The sequence below is a fragment of the Polaromonas naphthalenivorans CJ2 genome, assembly GCF_000015505.1.
Classification (GTDB): Bacteria; Pseudomonadota; Gammaproteobacteria; order Burkholderiales; family Burkholderiaceae_C; genus Polaromonas; species Polaromonas naphthalenivorans.
Window position 1 is genome coordinate 323186 of record NC_008757.1, and the last position, 14248, is coordinate 337433.

The 14248-nt window shown below is 60.4% G+C and carries 26 protein-coding genes; 4 read left to right on the forward strand and 22 right to left on the reverse strand.

Translation table 11 applies throughout. From position 1 onward, the window contains the following. Window positions 1–28: 28 nt before the first annotated feature. The 4 genes from iscB to PNAP_RS21885 all read right to left on the reverse strand — a co-directional run bounded on the left by iscB (window position 29) and on the right by PNAP_RS21885 (window position 3004). Window positions 29–1462, reverse strand: coding sequence for an RNA-guided endonuclease IscB (gene iscB, locus PNAP_RS21870; protein ID WP_011798054.1), 1434 nt, complete (start codon window positions 1460–1462; stop codon window positions 29–31). Between the two features lie 323 nt (window positions 1463–1785). Next, window positions 1786–1989, reverse strand: coding sequence for a hypothetical protein (locus PNAP_RS21875; protein WP_041377585.1), 204 nt, complete (start codon window positions 1987–1989; stop codon window positions 1786–1788). Window positions 1990–2039: 50 nt separating this feature from the next. Beyond that, window positions 2040–2750: an XF1762 family protein gene (locus PNAP_RS21880; protein ID WP_011798055.1), complete on the reverse strand. Its 711-nt coding sequence runs from the start codon at window positions 2748–2750 to the stop codon at window positions 2040–2042. A gap of 17 nt (window positions 2751–2767) precedes the next feature. Further along, window positions 2768–3004 (reverse strand): hypothetical protein, encoded by a 237-nt coding sequence (locus PNAP_RS21885; RefSeq protein ID WP_157040477.1) that lies wholly within the window; start codon window positions 3002–3004, stop codon window positions 2768–2770. Window positions 3005–3285: 281 nt separating this feature from the next. Between PNAP_RS21885 and PNAP_RS21890 the strand changes: the two genes are divergently transcribed. Then, window positions 3286–4344 carry an IS701 family transposase gene (locus PNAP_RS21890; protein WP_011798057.1) on the forward strand — a complete coding sequence of 353 codons (1059 nt, stop codon included), beginning with the start codon at window positions 3286–3288 and terminating at the stop codon, window positions 4342–4344. Between the two features lie 243 nt (window positions 4345–4587). Here the strand turns inward: PNAP_RS21890 and PNAP_RS21895 are convergent, their stop codons facing one another. The 18 genes from PNAP_RS21895 to PNAP_RS21975 form a co-directional block, all read right to left on the reverse strand. Further along, window positions 4588–5172, reverse strand: coding sequence for a hypothetical protein (locus PNAP_RS21895; RefSeq protein ID WP_011798058.1), 585 nt, complete (start codon window positions 5170–5172; stop codon window positions 4588–4590). A gap of 229 nt (window positions 5173–5401) precedes the next feature. Further along, a complete protein-coding gene (locus tag PNAP_RS21900; protein ID WP_011798059.1) occupies window positions 5402–5689 on the reverse strand; it encodes a hypothetical protein in 288 nt (95 codons plus the stop codon). 271 nt (window positions 5690–5960) lie between these two features. Beyond that, the gene (locus PNAP_RS26200) at window positions 5961–6194 is read right to left on the reverse strand and encodes a hypothetical protein (RefSeq protein WP_157040478.1); all 234 of its coding nucleotides are present in this window, start codon (window positions 6192–6194) and stop codon (window positions 5961–5963) included. Between the two features lie 37 nt (window positions 6195–6231). Next, entirely contained in the window at window positions 6232–6540 is a 309-nt protein-coding gene (locus tag PNAP_RS21905) for a hypothetical protein (protein WP_011798061.1), read from the reverse strand. Continuing rightward, complete coding sequence (locus tag PNAP_RS21910) at window positions 6509–7210, reverse strand: methyltransferase domain-containing protein (protein WP_011798062.1); 702 nt, start codon at window positions 7208–7210, stop codon at window positions 6509–6511. Before PNAP_RS21910 ends, PNAP_RS21905 begins: the two co-directional genes overlap by 32 nt. A 15-nt stretch (window positions 7211–7225) precedes the next feature. Then, complete coding sequence (locus tag PNAP_RS21915; RefSeq protein ID WP_011798063.1) at window positions 7226–7468, reverse strand: hypothetical protein; 243 nt, start codon at window positions 7466–7468, stop codon at window positions 7226–7228. Window positions 7469–7480: 12 nt separating this feature from the next. Beyond that, a complete protein-coding gene (locus PNAP_RS21920) occupies window positions 7481–7702 on the reverse strand; it encodes a hypothetical protein (RefSeq protein ID WP_041377586.1) in 222 nt (73 codons plus the stop codon). A gap of 156 nt (window positions 7703–7858) precedes the next feature. After that, complete coding sequence (locus PNAP_RS21925; RefSeq protein ID WP_041377587.1) at window positions 7859–8086, reverse strand: hypothetical protein; 228 nt, start codon at window positions 8084–8086, stop codon at window positions 7859–7861. Window positions 8087–8098: 12 nt separating this feature from the next. Continuing rightward, window positions 8099–8386: a hypothetical protein gene (locus PNAP_RS21930; protein WP_011798064.1), complete on the reverse strand. Its 288-nt coding sequence runs from the start codon at window positions 8384–8386 to the stop codon at window positions 8099–8101. Window positions 8387–8399: 13 nt separating this feature from the next. Continuing rightward, window positions 8400–8690 carry a hypothetical protein gene (locus tag PNAP_RS27280; RefSeq protein ID WP_041377588.1) on the reverse strand — a complete coding sequence of 97 codons (291 nt, stop codon included), beginning with the start codon at window positions 8688–8690 and terminating at the stop codon, window positions 8400–8402. A gap of 13 nt (window positions 8691–8703) precedes the next feature. Then, the gene (locus PNAP_RS21940) at window positions 8704–8997 is read right to left on the reverse strand and encodes a hypothetical protein (protein WP_011798066.1); all 294 of its coding nucleotides are present in this window, start codon (window positions 8995–8997) and stop codon (window positions 8704–8706) included. Beyond that, on the reverse strand, window positions 8994–9221 hold the full coding sequence (locus tag PNAP_RS21945; protein WP_041377589.1) for a hypothetical protein: 228 nt from the start codon (window positions 9219–9221) through the stop codon (window positions 8994–8996). The genes PNAP_RS21940 and PNAP_RS21945 overlap by 4 nt, the downstream gene beginning before the upstream one ends. A gap of 9 nt (window positions 9222–9230) precedes the next feature. Next, window positions 9231–9479 carry a hypothetical protein gene (locus tag PNAP_RS21950; protein WP_157040480.1) on the reverse strand — a complete coding sequence of 83 codons (249 nt, stop codon included), beginning with the start codon at window positions 9477–9479 and terminating at the stop codon, window positions 9231–9233. Between the two features lie 95 nt (window positions 9480–9574). Next, window positions 9575–9805, reverse strand: a complete 231-nt coding sequence (locus tag PNAP_RS21955; protein WP_157040481.1) for a hypothetical protein — start codon at window positions 9803–9805, stop codon at window positions 9575–9577. A gap of 50 nt (window positions 9806–9855) precedes the next feature. Continuing rightward, window positions 9856–10140 (reverse strand): hypothetical protein, encoded by a 285-nt coding sequence (locus PNAP_RS21960; RefSeq protein WP_198140728.1) that lies wholly within the window; start codon window positions 10138–10140, stop codon window positions 9856–9858. Window positions 10141–10195: 55 nt separating this feature from the next. Beyond that, entirely contained in the window at window positions 10196–10486 is a 291-nt protein-coding gene (locus PNAP_RS21965; RefSeq protein ID WP_011798070.1) for a hypothetical protein, read from the reverse strand. Window positions 10487–10627: 141 nt separating this feature from the next. Beyond that, a complete protein-coding gene (locus PNAP_RS21970; protein WP_011798071.1) occupies window positions 10628–11029 on the reverse strand; it encodes a hypothetical protein in 402 nt (133 codons plus the stop codon). Window positions 11030–11118: 89 nt separating this feature from the next. Next, the gene (locus PNAP_RS21975) at window positions 11119–12342 is read right to left on the reverse strand and encodes a Fic family protein (RefSeq protein ID WP_011798072.1); all 1224 of its coding nucleotides are present in this window, start codon (window positions 12340–12342) and stop codon (window positions 11119–11121) included. Window positions 12343–12653: 311 nt separating this feature from the next. Here PNAP_RS21975 and PNAP_RS25250 point away from each other — a divergent pair, with 311 nt between their 5' ends. The 3 genes from PNAP_RS25250 to PNAP_RS21985 are packed head-to-tail and all read left to right on the forward strand — an operon-like array spanning window position 12654 to window position 14146. After that, entirely contained in the window at window positions 12654–13340 is a 687-nt protein-coding gene (locus PNAP_RS25250; RefSeq protein ID WP_049763815.1) for a histidine kinase dimerization/phospho-acceptor domain-containing protein, read from the forward strand. After that, on the forward strand, window positions 13341–13874 hold the full coding sequence (locus PNAP_RS21980; RefSeq protein WP_049763816.1) for a sensor histidine kinase: 534 nt from the start codon (window positions 13341–13343) through the stop codon (window positions 13872–13874). Beyond that, on the forward strand, window positions 13871–14146 hold the full coding sequence (locus PNAP_RS21985) for a hypothetical protein (protein ID WP_011798073.1): 276 nt from the start codon (window positions 13871–13873) through the stop codon (window positions 14144–14146). The genes PNAP_RS21980 and PNAP_RS21985 overlap by 4 nt, the downstream gene beginning before the upstream one ends. The last annotated feature ends 102 nt before the right edge of the window (window positions 14147–14248 follow it).

The following is a 14248-nucleotide window of genomic DNA, read 5'->3' on the forward strand; positions in this document are numbered from 1 at the left end:
GACCTGTGCGCCGGCAGGAGCGTCCTCATCAAGATGCGCGTGAAACCCCGGGGTTCAGCCCGGGGAGGTAGAGCGCCGGATGCAACGCATCCGTTGCCCCGGGCCCTGCCTGCTCACATCCTGTGTGTTGGGCCCGGTTGAAAAAATAGCCATACCCGTCGTTTCGCTGAACGACGCGGCAATTTTTGTGGCCAATACCTTGCACCACGCCGCGTGCGGTGGTGATATTGAAGCTGCCCGTCTTGCGGATCGCAACACGCCCCACATGCGTGCCCGCTTTCTTGCCCTTGGGCACTACCGCCTTGACCAGGTCGCCCGTCTGAAAGCCGTGGACCGACTTCTCGCGCATCAGGTAACCGCGGGGAAAGCCAAAGCCGTCCAGGCGCGTGCGCTGGTAGCTTCCCCGGCCCATGGCCTTGATCGTCAGGGTAGCTGAGGCGTGGTTTTGCCATCCGGCTATGGCATCGACCCGGCCGACGCAGGCCGCGTCCAGCGCATGGGTCTTCGGCATGCCCAGCGTGCAGCGGTTGAATTTGGTCTGGCCGCCCGAGGCCAGCTCCAGCGGCAGGCTTGTCGCCTTGAGCGCCTCGGCCAGCGCCCAGCGGGTCGCGTTGACCGCAGCGGCATCGCGCAGGGGTTTTTTGGCTTGCGCCAGGATGCGCGCCAGGCGCGCCGGGTCTTTCTTCAAAAAGTCCTGCAGCGTGCGGGCGGCTTTCTTCTGGTTGCACGGCCCGCAGGCCAGGCACAGGTTGGATATCCGGTGGCTGCCGCCCCGGGCTCGGGGCTCGATGTGCTCTATTTGCAGCGGCGTGTTTTGTGCGTCGCAGTAGGCGCAGGTCCGGCTCCACTTCTCCAGCAAATACTCGCGCACCTCGTAGCCCGCCAGGGTGCCCTGCTGGTACTCGGCGCCCTCGATCTGCGGGTTTGCTAGCTGCTGCATGTCAAAGCGCACGAGTTCGGAGCTCAGCGCCGTGATGGGCGCCAGGCGCCGCAAGCGCGCCACCCAGGCCAGCGTCGTGTCGACGCGGTGCTGCAGGCTCGGGGCGAGCCAGCCTTTTTGCTTGTTGCCCCGGTTGAGGCCCCTGGGTGCGCGGTAGCGCAAGTTGCCTCTGCGCCGGCGGCGCATCTGCCGGCGCGCGGTCAAGGCTTCGCTGATCTGCCGGCCCCGGTGCACCAGCTCAAACAGGTTGATCACGGCGATTTCAAAGGCAGGTGCATTTTTAGCGCCTGGCGTGTTGGGCTTCTCCCGCACCACTGCCAGGCCCGTGACCCGGCTGCCCGGGTCGAGCTTGAGGCGCAGCGGCTGGAGCAGGCAGTCCGTCTGGCTTCGGTCGATCAGTCGAATCGTGAACGGCATGACCCGGTGAACCCTGGCGCGCTTGCTCTGCAGAAGCAGCCGGGCGCGCTTTTCGCTGCAGGGCATCACCGGCTGCCCGCCCCGATCCAATACAAAAACCGCCATCTCGCCTTCTTTCGAAATATGGTGCCTGTCTAATTCCAGGCTGCCAGCCCTTACGGGCCTTGTAACGCCGCTTGTCAAACGCTTTTAAGGGCTTTTGACGCACGGTCTCCCCTCGGGACTGTCAACAACCGGCTCCAGCGCTTGCGCGCCGCGATCAAGACCTTCGGACCTTTACCCTTGTCCAGCATGATCAAGACCTTACAGAGCAGCGAGCTGAGGAAGCACTCGCTGGTGTGTCTGAACGACCTGTTATTAACGTCGTGGATTGGCTACCACTACCCTGGTCAACCTAGCTTTTTGGATTTCTCCGCAAGCTCCACCCTTCAGGGTGGGGTGATTGACAACTCGCTCCGGTACTTAAGAGCCTGCTCCTGGGAGGGCAGCACATAGAAAAACAGCAGCGCAATGAAGCCAGGCCCCCACGCCAGAAGGCAGAGCAACAACGCGCTCAGTGTCTGGCAGAGCAGGCCTATTGCCAAGGCGGCTGCGATGGCCAGCGCCATCGTGATGCAAAAACGTTTGAGCATGGAGAAACTTCCCTTTTTTGTTCTTGTTGCTTGCACTTGGCCTTGGGATGTCATGACTCCGGCGTCCACCTGTTTTTGTTGAGTCCGGGCGATGCATTGGGGAGGCGCCTCGATGGCGTGTCCCAGCTGCGCCCCTTGACCTTGTGCTCGATTGTCCAACCAGCGGCCTTGAGGCTCACGCCCGATTCGGATTCGAGCGTGTAGGTGATTATTCGCTGAAATCCGCGCTTGCGCGCCTCACGCGCCGCCCAGCCGTAAAGCTGGCTGCACGCATTCCAGGGCAGTTCCGGCGCAATGTCGGTTCGAACGCACAGGCGGTTCACCTCGACGACGCGGGCAGGGTCCAAGGCACGCGCCACGGGCCGCCCGACCATCACGCAGCCGATCAGCTCGTCGCCGTTGAAGATTCCAGTCCAGAAACGCCAGCCGGCCGGCGCCGGGCAATGGCGGTGATGCGGGGCAACGAAGTTCTTCGCAGTTGAAAACGAGACCGGCGCGATGGTGAGCCTCCAGTCGAGCACGAGTTGCCCGGAGCCGTCATCGATCACGCGCCGCACGCGCCTGCCTGTCAGCCCCTCCAGGCCTTTGGCGCGCAGCCACTGCGCGGCTGCCCTGGGGTTTTCGCTCAGGAACTGCACCGCCGCCTCGTGGACGCCGTGGCAGCAGGTGTCGAGCTGGAAGTCACGCGGCGGCCAGACCTCTAAAATCTCGATCAGCTCGGCCTCGCCGCAATAGGGGCAGGCTTCCTGGGGCAACGCCATCGTTCGCCTTGCCTCGCTTACGACCAGTAGTAGCCGCTTGGGGCGCTGCAGTTGCCGGTGATGAACTTCAGGCCGGGCAGCCTTCGGCGCAAGAAGCGCCCGAGGAACTGGCTTTTCTCGCACGTATAGAACCTCAAGGTGGAAGTGACTTCGAAGGCGCCGCGTTCATCGCGGACGATCCGGATTCGTGCGTTGCTGAGTTTTGTCAGGTCAACGTCGCTTGAAATGACCAGGCTGAGTTTGGATTTGCGCATGTTCGGCTTTCCTTGGCTGGCAGTGGGCAGTTTCAAGCAAGGCGGCAGTCGGCCCGCAGATCACGGCCATCGATGGCCGCATCGAGCATATCGAGTGCTGCTTGGCCCGTGATCCAGTTGTGCCCGCCTGTGCGCATGACGCGCTCGATTTCGGTCCTGGCCGCACCGAGCGATTCGATGGGCTCATCGTTCAGGGAGGCGGAATTTTTCGCCAGGGCAACCGCCTCGCCAAGCGAGTATTTAACTGATGTTACGCAGCGCCCTCCTGATAGGCTTCACGGATGAAAAAAGCTGACCTTGATTTGTACACGGACTATTTGCTGAGCACTTTTGGTGCGGCAACGGCGACGGGCTTATCGGCAATGGTTGAAGGCGATGTGAGTCATGACCAGATCACGCGGTTTTTATCGGCTCAAGAGTACACATCCAAGGATCTGTGGCAGCAGGTCAAACGGACCGTCAGATCGGTAGAACGTGACGATGGGGTGCTGATTTTTGACGACACGATTCAAGAGAAAGCATGGACGGACGAAAGCGAGCTGATGTGCTGGCATTTTGACCATTGCAGCGGTCGTTCCGTGCGAGGAATCAATCTTCTCAACGCGCTGTACTACTGCAACGCAACATCCATTCCGGTAGCCTTTGAGTTGGTAAAGAAGCCGGTTCAATACTGCGACGTTGCGACCAAGCGGCACAAGCGTAAAAGCGAAGTGACGAAAAACGAGCTGATGCGCGAGATGATCGAGACGTGCATCCGCAACGCCTTGAAATTCCGCTTCGTGCTGATGGACAGTTGGTTTTCTTCAGAGGAAAACTTCGATTACATCACCGGCAAGGGACGGCATTTCATTGCCGCACTCAAGGGCAACCGGCTGCTGGCCTTGAGCGAAGAGGACAGAAAGAAGAAGCGTTTTACTCGTGTAGATGAACTGATTTTTTCAGAGCAAACTCCCGTGCGCGGCTGGCTCAAGGGATATGCAAAGGAAGTCCTTGTGGTCCGCCAAGTCTTTAAAAACAAAGACGACAGCACGGGAATCATGCATCTGGTCTGCAGTGACTTGACTTGCGACTATGACGCCATCACCACGACCTACAAAAAACGGTGGCAAGTGGAGGTGTTTCACAAATCCTTGAAGTCCAATGCCAACCTGGCCAAGTCCCCCACGCGAACGCTGCGAACCCAAAGCAACCACGTCTTCATGGCCATTTACGCCGCCTTCAAGCTCGAATGCCTGAGCATCTCTAACAAGCTCAATCCTTTCGCGCTTTGTCGCAAGCTACTCATCAACGCATCTCGCTCCGCCTATGCCCAGCTTCAGCTGTTCCAGGCTGCTGCGTAACATCAGTATTTAATATAGGGATGCGTGAGGTTGGGGCTGCCGAAAGTCTCAACTGGATGCGCGGTGGTTTCTGGCATGACGGGCTTTCTTGGTGATGAAATGGTTGTGAATTCATCTTCTCACTCAAGGAGGCGCTGTCAAATGCCACAAATGCCACAACGGCTGCAGCAGTAGCGGTGCGTTTTGCTTCCAGCCTCACGCCATTTTCCTGATCACGCAGGCCGGCACAAGTCCAGATGAGCTTTAATTCACCGGACCATAAACGGCCTCGACGGCAAAGCCGTGAATCCGTGCCGGCAAATTCGCCAACGGATGCGCCGATTTCACGAAAAGGCGATCCGCCCCGATCATCACGCGGTACGGCGGGGCTGCTTGCGCGCCGGGGGCTTTGTTTGCGATGCTCAACTCGGCATCGAGCGCCTGGGCCGCAGCCACCAGTTCGGGCTTGTTGGACATGCGCCCTTGCCCTTTGGCGTCGGCCACTTCAGCGCGCAGGCCCTCGATCTGCACCAGTGCGGCATAGGCCCTGTCGCATGTTTCCGGACAGCCATAGGCGATCATGAAAGAGTTCATGAGACTGAGCAGCAGGCCTGCCGTGTCGTGGTTCTTTTGCACCGAGAGGACTGCAAACTGGTCCATCCGCTCCACGGGCGTTTGCGCGAATCGGTCAATGCCCATGCCCCTTGCAATTTCCCTAAAGGCCCTGGTGAGGAACGCATGGCGCTCTTCGGGCGTCAATTCCTTGCCCGTTGCGGGGCTGGCCAGGGCGACTCTGAATTGGTGTTGCAGCGCAAGGTCGGCACGCTCTTGAATCAGTTGTTCGATCATTTTTTCTTTAAGTGGACGTTATTGACTTGCGTTCCCGGCGCGCTCAATCCCGGCCGGCCATAAAGGCAGCGCGTGCTTCGCACGCTTGGCTGATCGCTTGTCCATGGTATCGCTTGTCGCGGCATTTTCAAGCGACTCCCAGCCGTTGGCTATTGCCTCATCAACAAGCCGGATCACGCGATTGAGGTCATTGGTTCATGCTCGTTCGGGGGCAGGATTGCGCAGAAAGCTACTTTGATCTTCTTGGGCCGTCCCGGCCCTTGAGCAAGGCGTACTCGTTAATGGCGGGCTTGAGCGGCTCGATTCGATACCAGGAGCCAGCGTCCGGTGGGGGCGTGTCAACCAGGCTGGCGCCATCACGCTTCAATGACTGCATCCAGCCTCGCTCATACGCATTGAAATGCGCGGGTGGCCCTGCCTTGTAGGGATTGGCGTAAACCCCACGGTGCGAAAAATAGTCGGCTTTGCCTTGCGCAATGATTTCTGATTCGTCGGGTATCTGGGTTTTTTCAGACATTTGGCAGAGCCTTGAAAGGGGTTAGGTCGCTCGTTCAATTCGCGGCAACCCCCCATTCGGGGGATAGCCACGCTGGAGATAGTCGCTTAAATTGGCTCATCAATTCATCGTACCTTTTCATCCAAAAATCCATGCGTCTGAACCTGCCAATCCTGTTCTCTGATTCACGCGGCAACGACTTCAGTGGCTGAAAAACCGCCTTTGTGGCCCTCGCCGTGCTGGGCGCCGTCACCTTCGCTGCAGGTGTCATTGCCGGCATGTACCCCTTGGTCTATGCCGGTGTGCTGGCGAGCCTCTTTGCCTCGGCCAAGCTCAAACCCTGATCTGCGCCACTGCGGTTCATGCGGGCGTGAGCAGCCCAAAATGCAATGGCACTCGCAATGTCTTCCTGGCGGCCCGGGAACACCTCCAGCAGTTTGAGTTTCAGTGTCGCAAGCCGTTGAACCTGTTCGGCGCGGGCCATGCCAACGGCCGCTCGCAGAACTTCAAAGACTGAATCGCTCATGCCGATTTCCTGAAATGCAGTCACAGTTTCCCTCTGATCAAGCCTGGGGCTTTTTGACGAAGCCGATTTTGGCCTCTTCATCCTGCGCGTCATCGAGATAGCCCTGCATGCCGGCAAGCGCTTCGGGGGTTCCGTCCAGAACCCAGGTCGTGTGCGCGCAGCCGGCGCACACGGCGCCGCCTGCCAGGCGCATGCCCGGTATGCCCCGGATGTCCAGCGGCTCGATCTCGGTGAGCCAGGCCTGGCAGTTGTTGCATTGGATGGAATCGGGAAATTGCGCCCTCGCATTTGTTTTGGCGTTGGCCGCACGCTGTTCAAACGTGCCGCGAAGTTTGGCCTGTCCCATGACTGGATTTCCCTGATGTTGTTGTGCAATGGGGCAGTGTGCCACCAAGCGGCCCATCGAGCGCAGCGCTGCCCATGCAGGACTCGGCCAGCCACTCAGGGGCTTGAGGCGCCTGGCGCTCCCAAGCTAGCTTGGCTTGCCTGAATTTGCGTGAAGGGGCGGCCATTTTCCCGATGCAGGCTTTTTCCATGGCGTATCCACCGTAACTCGAAAACGTCCTTGCCGGCTCGAAGCATTCGAAAAACCGGTCCGTCGCGCAGCCGCCCAAGTGCGCTGTTTCGTAGCAGGTGACTTCGCCAATGAAGCAAATGGGCTTGTCGCCCCAAATGCAGGCGGCAACGAACGCCTGCTCGGTGACGGTGGGCCAGCTCATGAGCAGCACGTCGTGCCCGGCGCCGAACCGATCCACGGCGCTGATGGCATCGCACTCGACCACCGGGTGGTACAGGCCTTCGCAGTGCGCGTCCATGCTTGAAAGAACGCTCGTGGCCAGCACCTCGATGCCGCGGCTGGCCAGAACGCTGGCCAAGTAGCCGTTGCCGGCAAACACCTCAAGCACTCTTTGGCCTTCGAGCGCTCCAGCCAGCTCGGCGACAAAAGCCTCATTGGGCCGCCAGTACAGGCCCCGGACCTGATCTGGCGACTCGGGCGCGGGCAGCAGCGGTTGCATTTTCAACAGGGCGCCTCACGCTTCGTCAAGCACTGCGCGCGCAACCTGCGGCAGCATTTCGAGCCATTGGGCGCCGGTGCGCTCAATCGCCTCGGCCAGCGTGTAGCCGATGCTGGCCAGCCAGTCGGCGCGGTTAAGCGCCAGCGCAACGGCCACCTTTTCCCCGGTGGACATCACACTCCAGGCATCGCGCCCGCCGCGCTGGGCGTCGCGGGCCTTGCCCAAAAAATGCCTGTACTCGGTGTTATCGACGGTCATGAGTTTTTTCCTTCAAGCCGCCAGGTTTTTCTTGGCAACTGCTTGGTGGCGATCGAGCATGCGCTTTGTGATGGTGACTTCTTTATGGCCGCTCTCGCTCGTCACAAGAATCACCAAATCGTGCGAGTTGAACGTCTTGCGACGAAGACTCTCAATCTTCGCGCTATGCCCAAGGTTTGCGTGTTTGAGTGCAATTTGCTCTACGTCCGTGCAGGCCTGAGTATTTGTGAGCATGAGGAGTTTCCTTTTTTAACCAGCGCCTGACTGCGCTGAGGTGAGGGTTACTTGACGCAAACGCCAAGAGAGCCGTTTTCGATGTCCCTGCCCGGCATGCGCGCTTGCCGCGATCTCGATTGCGCGTTCAAGCGTGGCCATGAGAGGTTTTCTTGGTCAGAATTTATCCGGCAGTGTCCAGCCGGTGCGCAGGTAGATGATTTTTTTAGCCCTGCGTAGCGCCTGCAGCCTGCGATCGACCGCACGCCCTGGCGAGTGGATTCTGGAGCCCTTGCAGAACTGGGCGGCAAGCGTTTGCAGCTGCTGTGTCAATTGAGGCAGCCCCGAGATGCCGCCACCAATCAAGACAATCAGCTGTGCGTCAAATTCGGTGTAGTCGTGCATGTTGCCAGGGCGCTAGCGGCGGGCTTTGTCGATGGCCAGATCCGCTGCCATATCGGCGACTTCGGATACAAAATGGCGCTGCCCGTCTGCGGTATGGGCCAATGAGCCGCCCTGGCCTGAGGCGACGTGCGCGGCGACGACTGCCAGCTCGGTTTGGGCCACATGCAGCGACACCGACAATCCCTGCGGCAGCGAGGTGGACGAGAGCATGCAATGCAAGCCGATGGCCTGGAGTTGCGCCCTGGCCTGCTCAAGGATTTCAGTGGCTTTGGCGAGATTTTCAGGCGTGAATGAATCCATTTTTTGTTTCCTGTCATTCGGTTGCAAGGTAAAAGGCCGGCCCGCCATCAACATGGCCGCCGCGGTTCAGGTGTTCGGCCAGGACGCCGGCATCCCTGAAACAGGGAGCATGCACCAAGCCGTCCCGTGGGAATTTGTCCAGCCGAAGGTCTTTGGCGCTCAAGCCAGGCCCCATCCCAACGACCACTTGCACATGGCCGTTGGAAAATACGGCGCCCGCCTGAATCTGTTGAGCCGTGACGAAAGTTACTTTGCTTTCTGGCTCCAGGCTTGAAGCGCCTGGCTTGAGGGCAATGGTGTTCATGGTGTGCTCGTCGTCATTTCAACTCGTTCCATACGCGCACCGCCTCCTTGCGGCTGTGCATCGTATGGCCTGCTTTGCTGCATCCTCTCAGAGCCCTTTGGTTCTTTGAGCACAAGACCTTCCAGTGCGATGCGGCATGATCGATTTTCGCCGGAGCGCCGCAGCCGGGGCAGGGTTGCGCAAGTTTTGCGTCAAAAGTGATTTGCGACGCGCCGGGCTCTTGCGCTCTAGTCCGTGTTGGCGCGTCTGCCTGGGCCAGCACCGCCAGCACCTTGTCGTTGCGCGCTGCCGCTGTGAGCGCGGTCATGCCGGGCTGACCCGACAGAAGTCTTGGATCAGCGCCTGCAGGCAGTCCTGGCACAGGTCGCACCTGACCCTGGCGCCATCCCCGAACACCGAGGCGTAGCCGCCGACAAAATCGATGTGGTGGGCCTCCTGGTGCTCCAGCTCAGCTGCATTCACTTCGATAGCGCATCGGTCGCAGGTAAAGCCGGTGACGGCAGGCTGAGTTTTTTCTTCTATGTGCAGCATGGCTTCTTTTTATGCGTTGACTTCATTTAGTTTTTGATTCAAAGCGCAGAACGCTTTCGGATCAGTTTGAGGCAATGCGCGTGTAATGACATTGGCTCCGTGCGTAATCGTCCAGGAACCATCAATGTGCTCGATTTCAACCCGATTGATGCCCAGCACTATTACGAGCCTGTCTCCCTTGTCTGGCGCAATCGCCGCTTGGCGTTCTTCTGTGTCGATAGACGTTGAATTTTGACTGTCGCCAATAACGAATTGCATGATGATTTCCTTGAAGGTTAAGGGCGCTGGCCAGCAGGCCATGGCAGTTGTCTGATTCCAAGATATACCCACAATGCGCTACCGCAAGCGTCATTTCAGGGTAGTTTGCGCGCGGAAGTTTTGAGCTGATTAGACTTCTCGTGCGCCACCATTTCGCGCACCAGCGTCCACACCGCGCCATCCATATCGCGGTGGTCCTTGGAGTCGTTGGGCAGCAGCCAGTTGTCCAGCGTACGGCCGGCGCAGCCCAGGCGGGCGCAGAACGCATCACGGCTCATGCCGAGTTCGCTCATGGCCGAGCATAGAAATTCTTGTTGTGTACTCATCTGGACTTTATAGCGCGTGCTTTGTTGGCGGCGTCCGCATGCACCCGCCATCAATTTTTTCTTTCCTGCCGCTGCCGGGCAAAGCCTGGGACGGTTTCTTCGGCAAAAGCATTGATTGGCTTGTCTATGAGGGATTGCTGATGCGCTATCTCTGCAGGATTTTGATACAGCACTTTGCCGGACGTGTGGTGCTCGACCCAAACGCGCCAGCCGTTCCTGGTAATGGTTGCGGCGCCTTCGAGCGCGGACTTGCGGCCCTGGGGATTCGCGGCATCGCCGACAACCCGCCAGGTTGTGCCCAACCGGTACATCAGGCTCCAGACTTTGGTGCTCACGATGCCTTCCTTTTTCCATTCTTCGCCGGTACTGGCCAACTTGCAAGGCGGGCCATCAGGCGGGAATGTTAGAGGCCTTGAGGCGGCCATCGAAGATGCAGTCGAGCTTCTCGTTGAGATACGCGACTTCAAAGCCTTCCATCGGCAATGGGTTGCCTGTGTGCTGGCTGCACTCGGTGAAGTCGATGCCCGCGTCATGGGCACGCTGGCAGCTTTTCAGGTAGGCCGTCATCACGCCGGCAAACTCGATGAAGGGGTGGTTGCCGATCTGCACGGCTGCGCTGTAGAAGCGGTTGATCGCCTCATCCATGCGCTGCAGGGCTACGTCGCGTTCTGCTGGGGTCATCACAATTCGTTTTCCTTCAAGGTAGGGTGGCAGGGTCGGGCAGTTCCCCGCCTTTTTTCTCACGCACATAAGCCAGCATAGGCGCTTGCGTCGATGACGCAATACAAGCGCGGCTTGGGTTTTTGCGCTACTTTTTTTGCTTCACTTCGCTGCCGCCACCTGGCGCGCATATTCCTCATCGTCGCGCAGCTCAAGGCTGATGCCACGGCACAAGATGTCAAGAAGTTCCTCACTCGAAAAACAGCCAGGAATGTCGAGGTTGTCAGACTTGAGCGTCAGCTTCTTCTGGAAAAGCTCGGCACTCAGGCAGGGGCCTCCCACCCGATAGAGGGCGCCGTTCAGTTTCGTGCGATCTCGCAAGGCGCGCTCAGCCGCATCCTTCACGCGCGCAATGCCGGGGTCTGCCAGGTGGGCGTCGATTTTTCGGCAAAGCTGGCGCGTTATCGGCACGGCGGGTAGGCGCATCAGGTAGTCGCGCACCTCGGCCAGCAAGGCCAGCGCGCTGGCATGATCTTCCATTTTCAATCCTGATTCATCAGCCATGGTGTGTTCCTTTCATGCCAAGGGCGGGGTGGGCGCTACGCTCTGGACCATTTTTCTAAGTGCCAACGCCAGTGCCGGCCAAAGCGCCTTCATGGCTCGGTGTTCGTGGTGGCCGCTTCCGGATACAGGTCTGGCAGCAAGATGGGCAGGGCATCCAGCGCAAAGTTGAAGGTCACTGGCCCTTTGGGGTTGTCGCTTACCAAGAGCTTGTCCTTGAGCAGCTGGGCCAGCGTGCGGCGTGCGCTGCGCTCGGCCATGCCCGTCATCTGGCAAAAGTCCCCGCGCGAGACCGGGCCGCCCAAAAGCACATGGTGCAAGGCGAGCGTAGCGTGCTTGGTGTAGTGCTCGAACTGCGAGCTTTCTGAGCGCACCAGCATCAAGGTGGCAATGCGTTCGCGCAAGCCGTCAAGTCTGAGCATTTGCGTCATGAACGTGACCTGGTCATCGGCCAGCTCGATGAAGAAGCCGCACCACTCGCGCAGCATCTTTTCACTCAGATTGCCACGGCCATCAAGGTCGCCCTGGCGCGCGCTGTCCGCGTTGGCCAGCACGGCGTAATACCTGTCGCGTTGCCGCGCCAGCCCCCTGTTGACGGACCACAGCCCGGCACTTGTCGCAAGGAGCGCGCAATGCGTCTGCAGCCGGCATGCCCGCCCGTTGCCATCCCCGAAAGGGTGAACCCATGCGGCGCGGTGATGGGCAGCGGCAATGCCGAATAAAAGGCCATCGAGCCCCTTGATGCGGGGATACACCTCGTCCATCCGGGACAGGAACGCGGGCACGGATGCCGCTGTCGGCGGCTGGTGCCTGCCGACGCTGACGTCCTCCCGGCGCAGCTGGCCGGGCTCGATCACGCGCCCATCCTCGGTCGTGCGGTCAGGCGCCTGCAGCCGGCAGTACAAGGCGGCATGGGCCTGGACCAGAAAACTCGATTGCAAGGCCTCGCGCTCACTTCCCGCGCCCGGCGCCAGCAAGCCTTCGAGCTCCTGCTCGGCCTGCATGTGGGCCAGGGCCAGGCGCTGGCGCTGGGCCACATCGGGAACTTTGGAGAAGTCCGCGCTCAGCGCACGCTCGATGTTCAGCGGGTGCGTGCCCTGGCCTTCGATGCGGTTGGAATAGTACGAGTTCATTCCCCGCACCAGGCGCTGCAGCGACTGGCGCGTGCTGGGCGCGACGCAATGCTGCAGGCGGTAGGCCTTCTCCAGGACAGTGCGCGTGCGCTCGATGAGGCCTGCGAGTTCGCGCTGGGGCAGCAGGGGCTCGAACTGGTGGGGCTGATCGTACACTGCGACGACTTTTGAAGGCATGCTCATTGGCCGATTATCTTGAAAGTTAAATTCATCGTCAAGCCATTGTATTAATTGAATTAAGTTAGATTTATAGATAGAAAAATCCTATTTTTTGCCGATCTTTTAGCCGATCTCCTGGCCGAAATTTAAAGTGCAGCCAGCGCCTGTCATGCGCAGGGCTGCGCTTTGGGCATCACTCGGGCAGCGCATTGACCGGGCAGGGGGCGCCCAAGCCTGAGCCGGCCGTGGGCTTCACACGCGCATCGATAATGCCCGCTTGCCTCGCGCATCCCCGGCGATGCGCCGATTCTTTTCCCCCAGCACAAAGCGATTCCATGCCCGCTATCCGCCTTGCCGAGCCCGCGCCGCTTGCCCCTGACTGCCCGGCTTTGCTGGAAGAGGCGTGGCAGGAACTGCAAAAAGTCCGCGCTTTGTTCAGCATGGCGTCCCGGATCGGCCGGCAAGTGGCCTGGCAGGTGGACTTGGCTACCCTTGCGCTGACCTGGTCCGAGGATGTGCGCGCCCTGTACGAGCTGCCCGCTGGCGGGCCGCCGACGGTGGAGGAAACCATCGGGTTTTTCGCGCCGGAGTACCCAGGCCCCATCCGCCAGCGCTTTGAGGGCTGTATCGCCACCGGCGCGGGCTTTGACATGGCGCTGCAGATCATCACCGGCCAGGGCCGGCGGGTCTGGATTCGCATTCTTGGCGAAGCCGCCCGCGCCCCCGGCGGCCAGATCGGCTGGGTTCAGGGCGTGATGCAGAACATCGATGAGCACAAGCGGGCCGAAGCCGGCATCCTGACGCTCAACGCCGAGCTCGAAGTGCGCGTGCAGGAGCGCACCGTCCAGCTCGAAGCGCTGAACCGGGAAATGCAGGCGTTTTCGTACTCGGTCGCGCACGACCTGCGCTCGCCGCTCAACACCGTGAGCGGTTTCGGGCAGATGCTGCTCAAATCGCACGGGAAAAACCTCGACGACAAGGGCCGGCACTGCCTGGCCCGCATCCAGGAGGGCGCCCGGTAGATGGACCAGATCATCGACAGCCTGATGGCGCTGGCCAGGGTTTCGCGCAGCGAAGTCGCGCCCGTGGCGGTGAACCTGTCCGCCTTGGCGCGGCAGGCCGAACGCGAGTGCCGTGAGCGCGAAGCGGCGCGGCAAGTGCAGGTGAGCGTGGAAGATGGCTTGATGGCGCAGGGCGACGCGGGCTTGCTGCGGATCGTGCTGCAAAACCTGGTGGGCAACGCCTGGAAGTACAGTGCCAAAAGGCAGCTTGCCCTCATCGAGGTGGGCAGCCAAACTGAAGCGGGCGGCCAGACCGTTTACTTCGTCAAGGACAACGGCGCCGGGTTCGACATGGCCTATGCCCACAAGCTGTTCGCGCCGTTCGAGCGCCTGCACCCGGCCAGCGAATTCGCCGGCACCGGCATCGGACTGGCCACGGCGCAAAAGATCATCTCTCGCCATGGCGGGCGCATCTGGGCCGGATCAATGCCGGGGCAGGGTGCGGCGTTTTACTTCACGCTGGGTGCCAAAGCGCCGCATGGGCTGACAGCGTGAAGCCGGCCGCGAATCCGCAATTGCCGGGCGTCTGCACCGTGCGCCTCGATGTGCCCGTGCGCGATGCTCGCCTGGCGTTCGAGCGGGCGTATTTTAGTTTCCACTTGGCCCGTGAAGGCTTCTCGATGGCCCGCGTGGTTCGAAAAAGCGGCATGGACCGCACCAATGTGTACCGCAAGCTCAGGCAGCTGGGGTTCGAGCCCGATGCGGGCCAGTGGCGCCTTGTGCCCGAGATGCTGCAGGCCGGTCAATGCAGCCTTGATGCCGACTAATAGAGATTGCCCCACGAAGCCGGCGATGGCCGCACAGCACAACAAGACGAGACTGACGCACAAGATGCCGCCGGAAGTGCTGCTGGCGAGCCATGCGCTGTG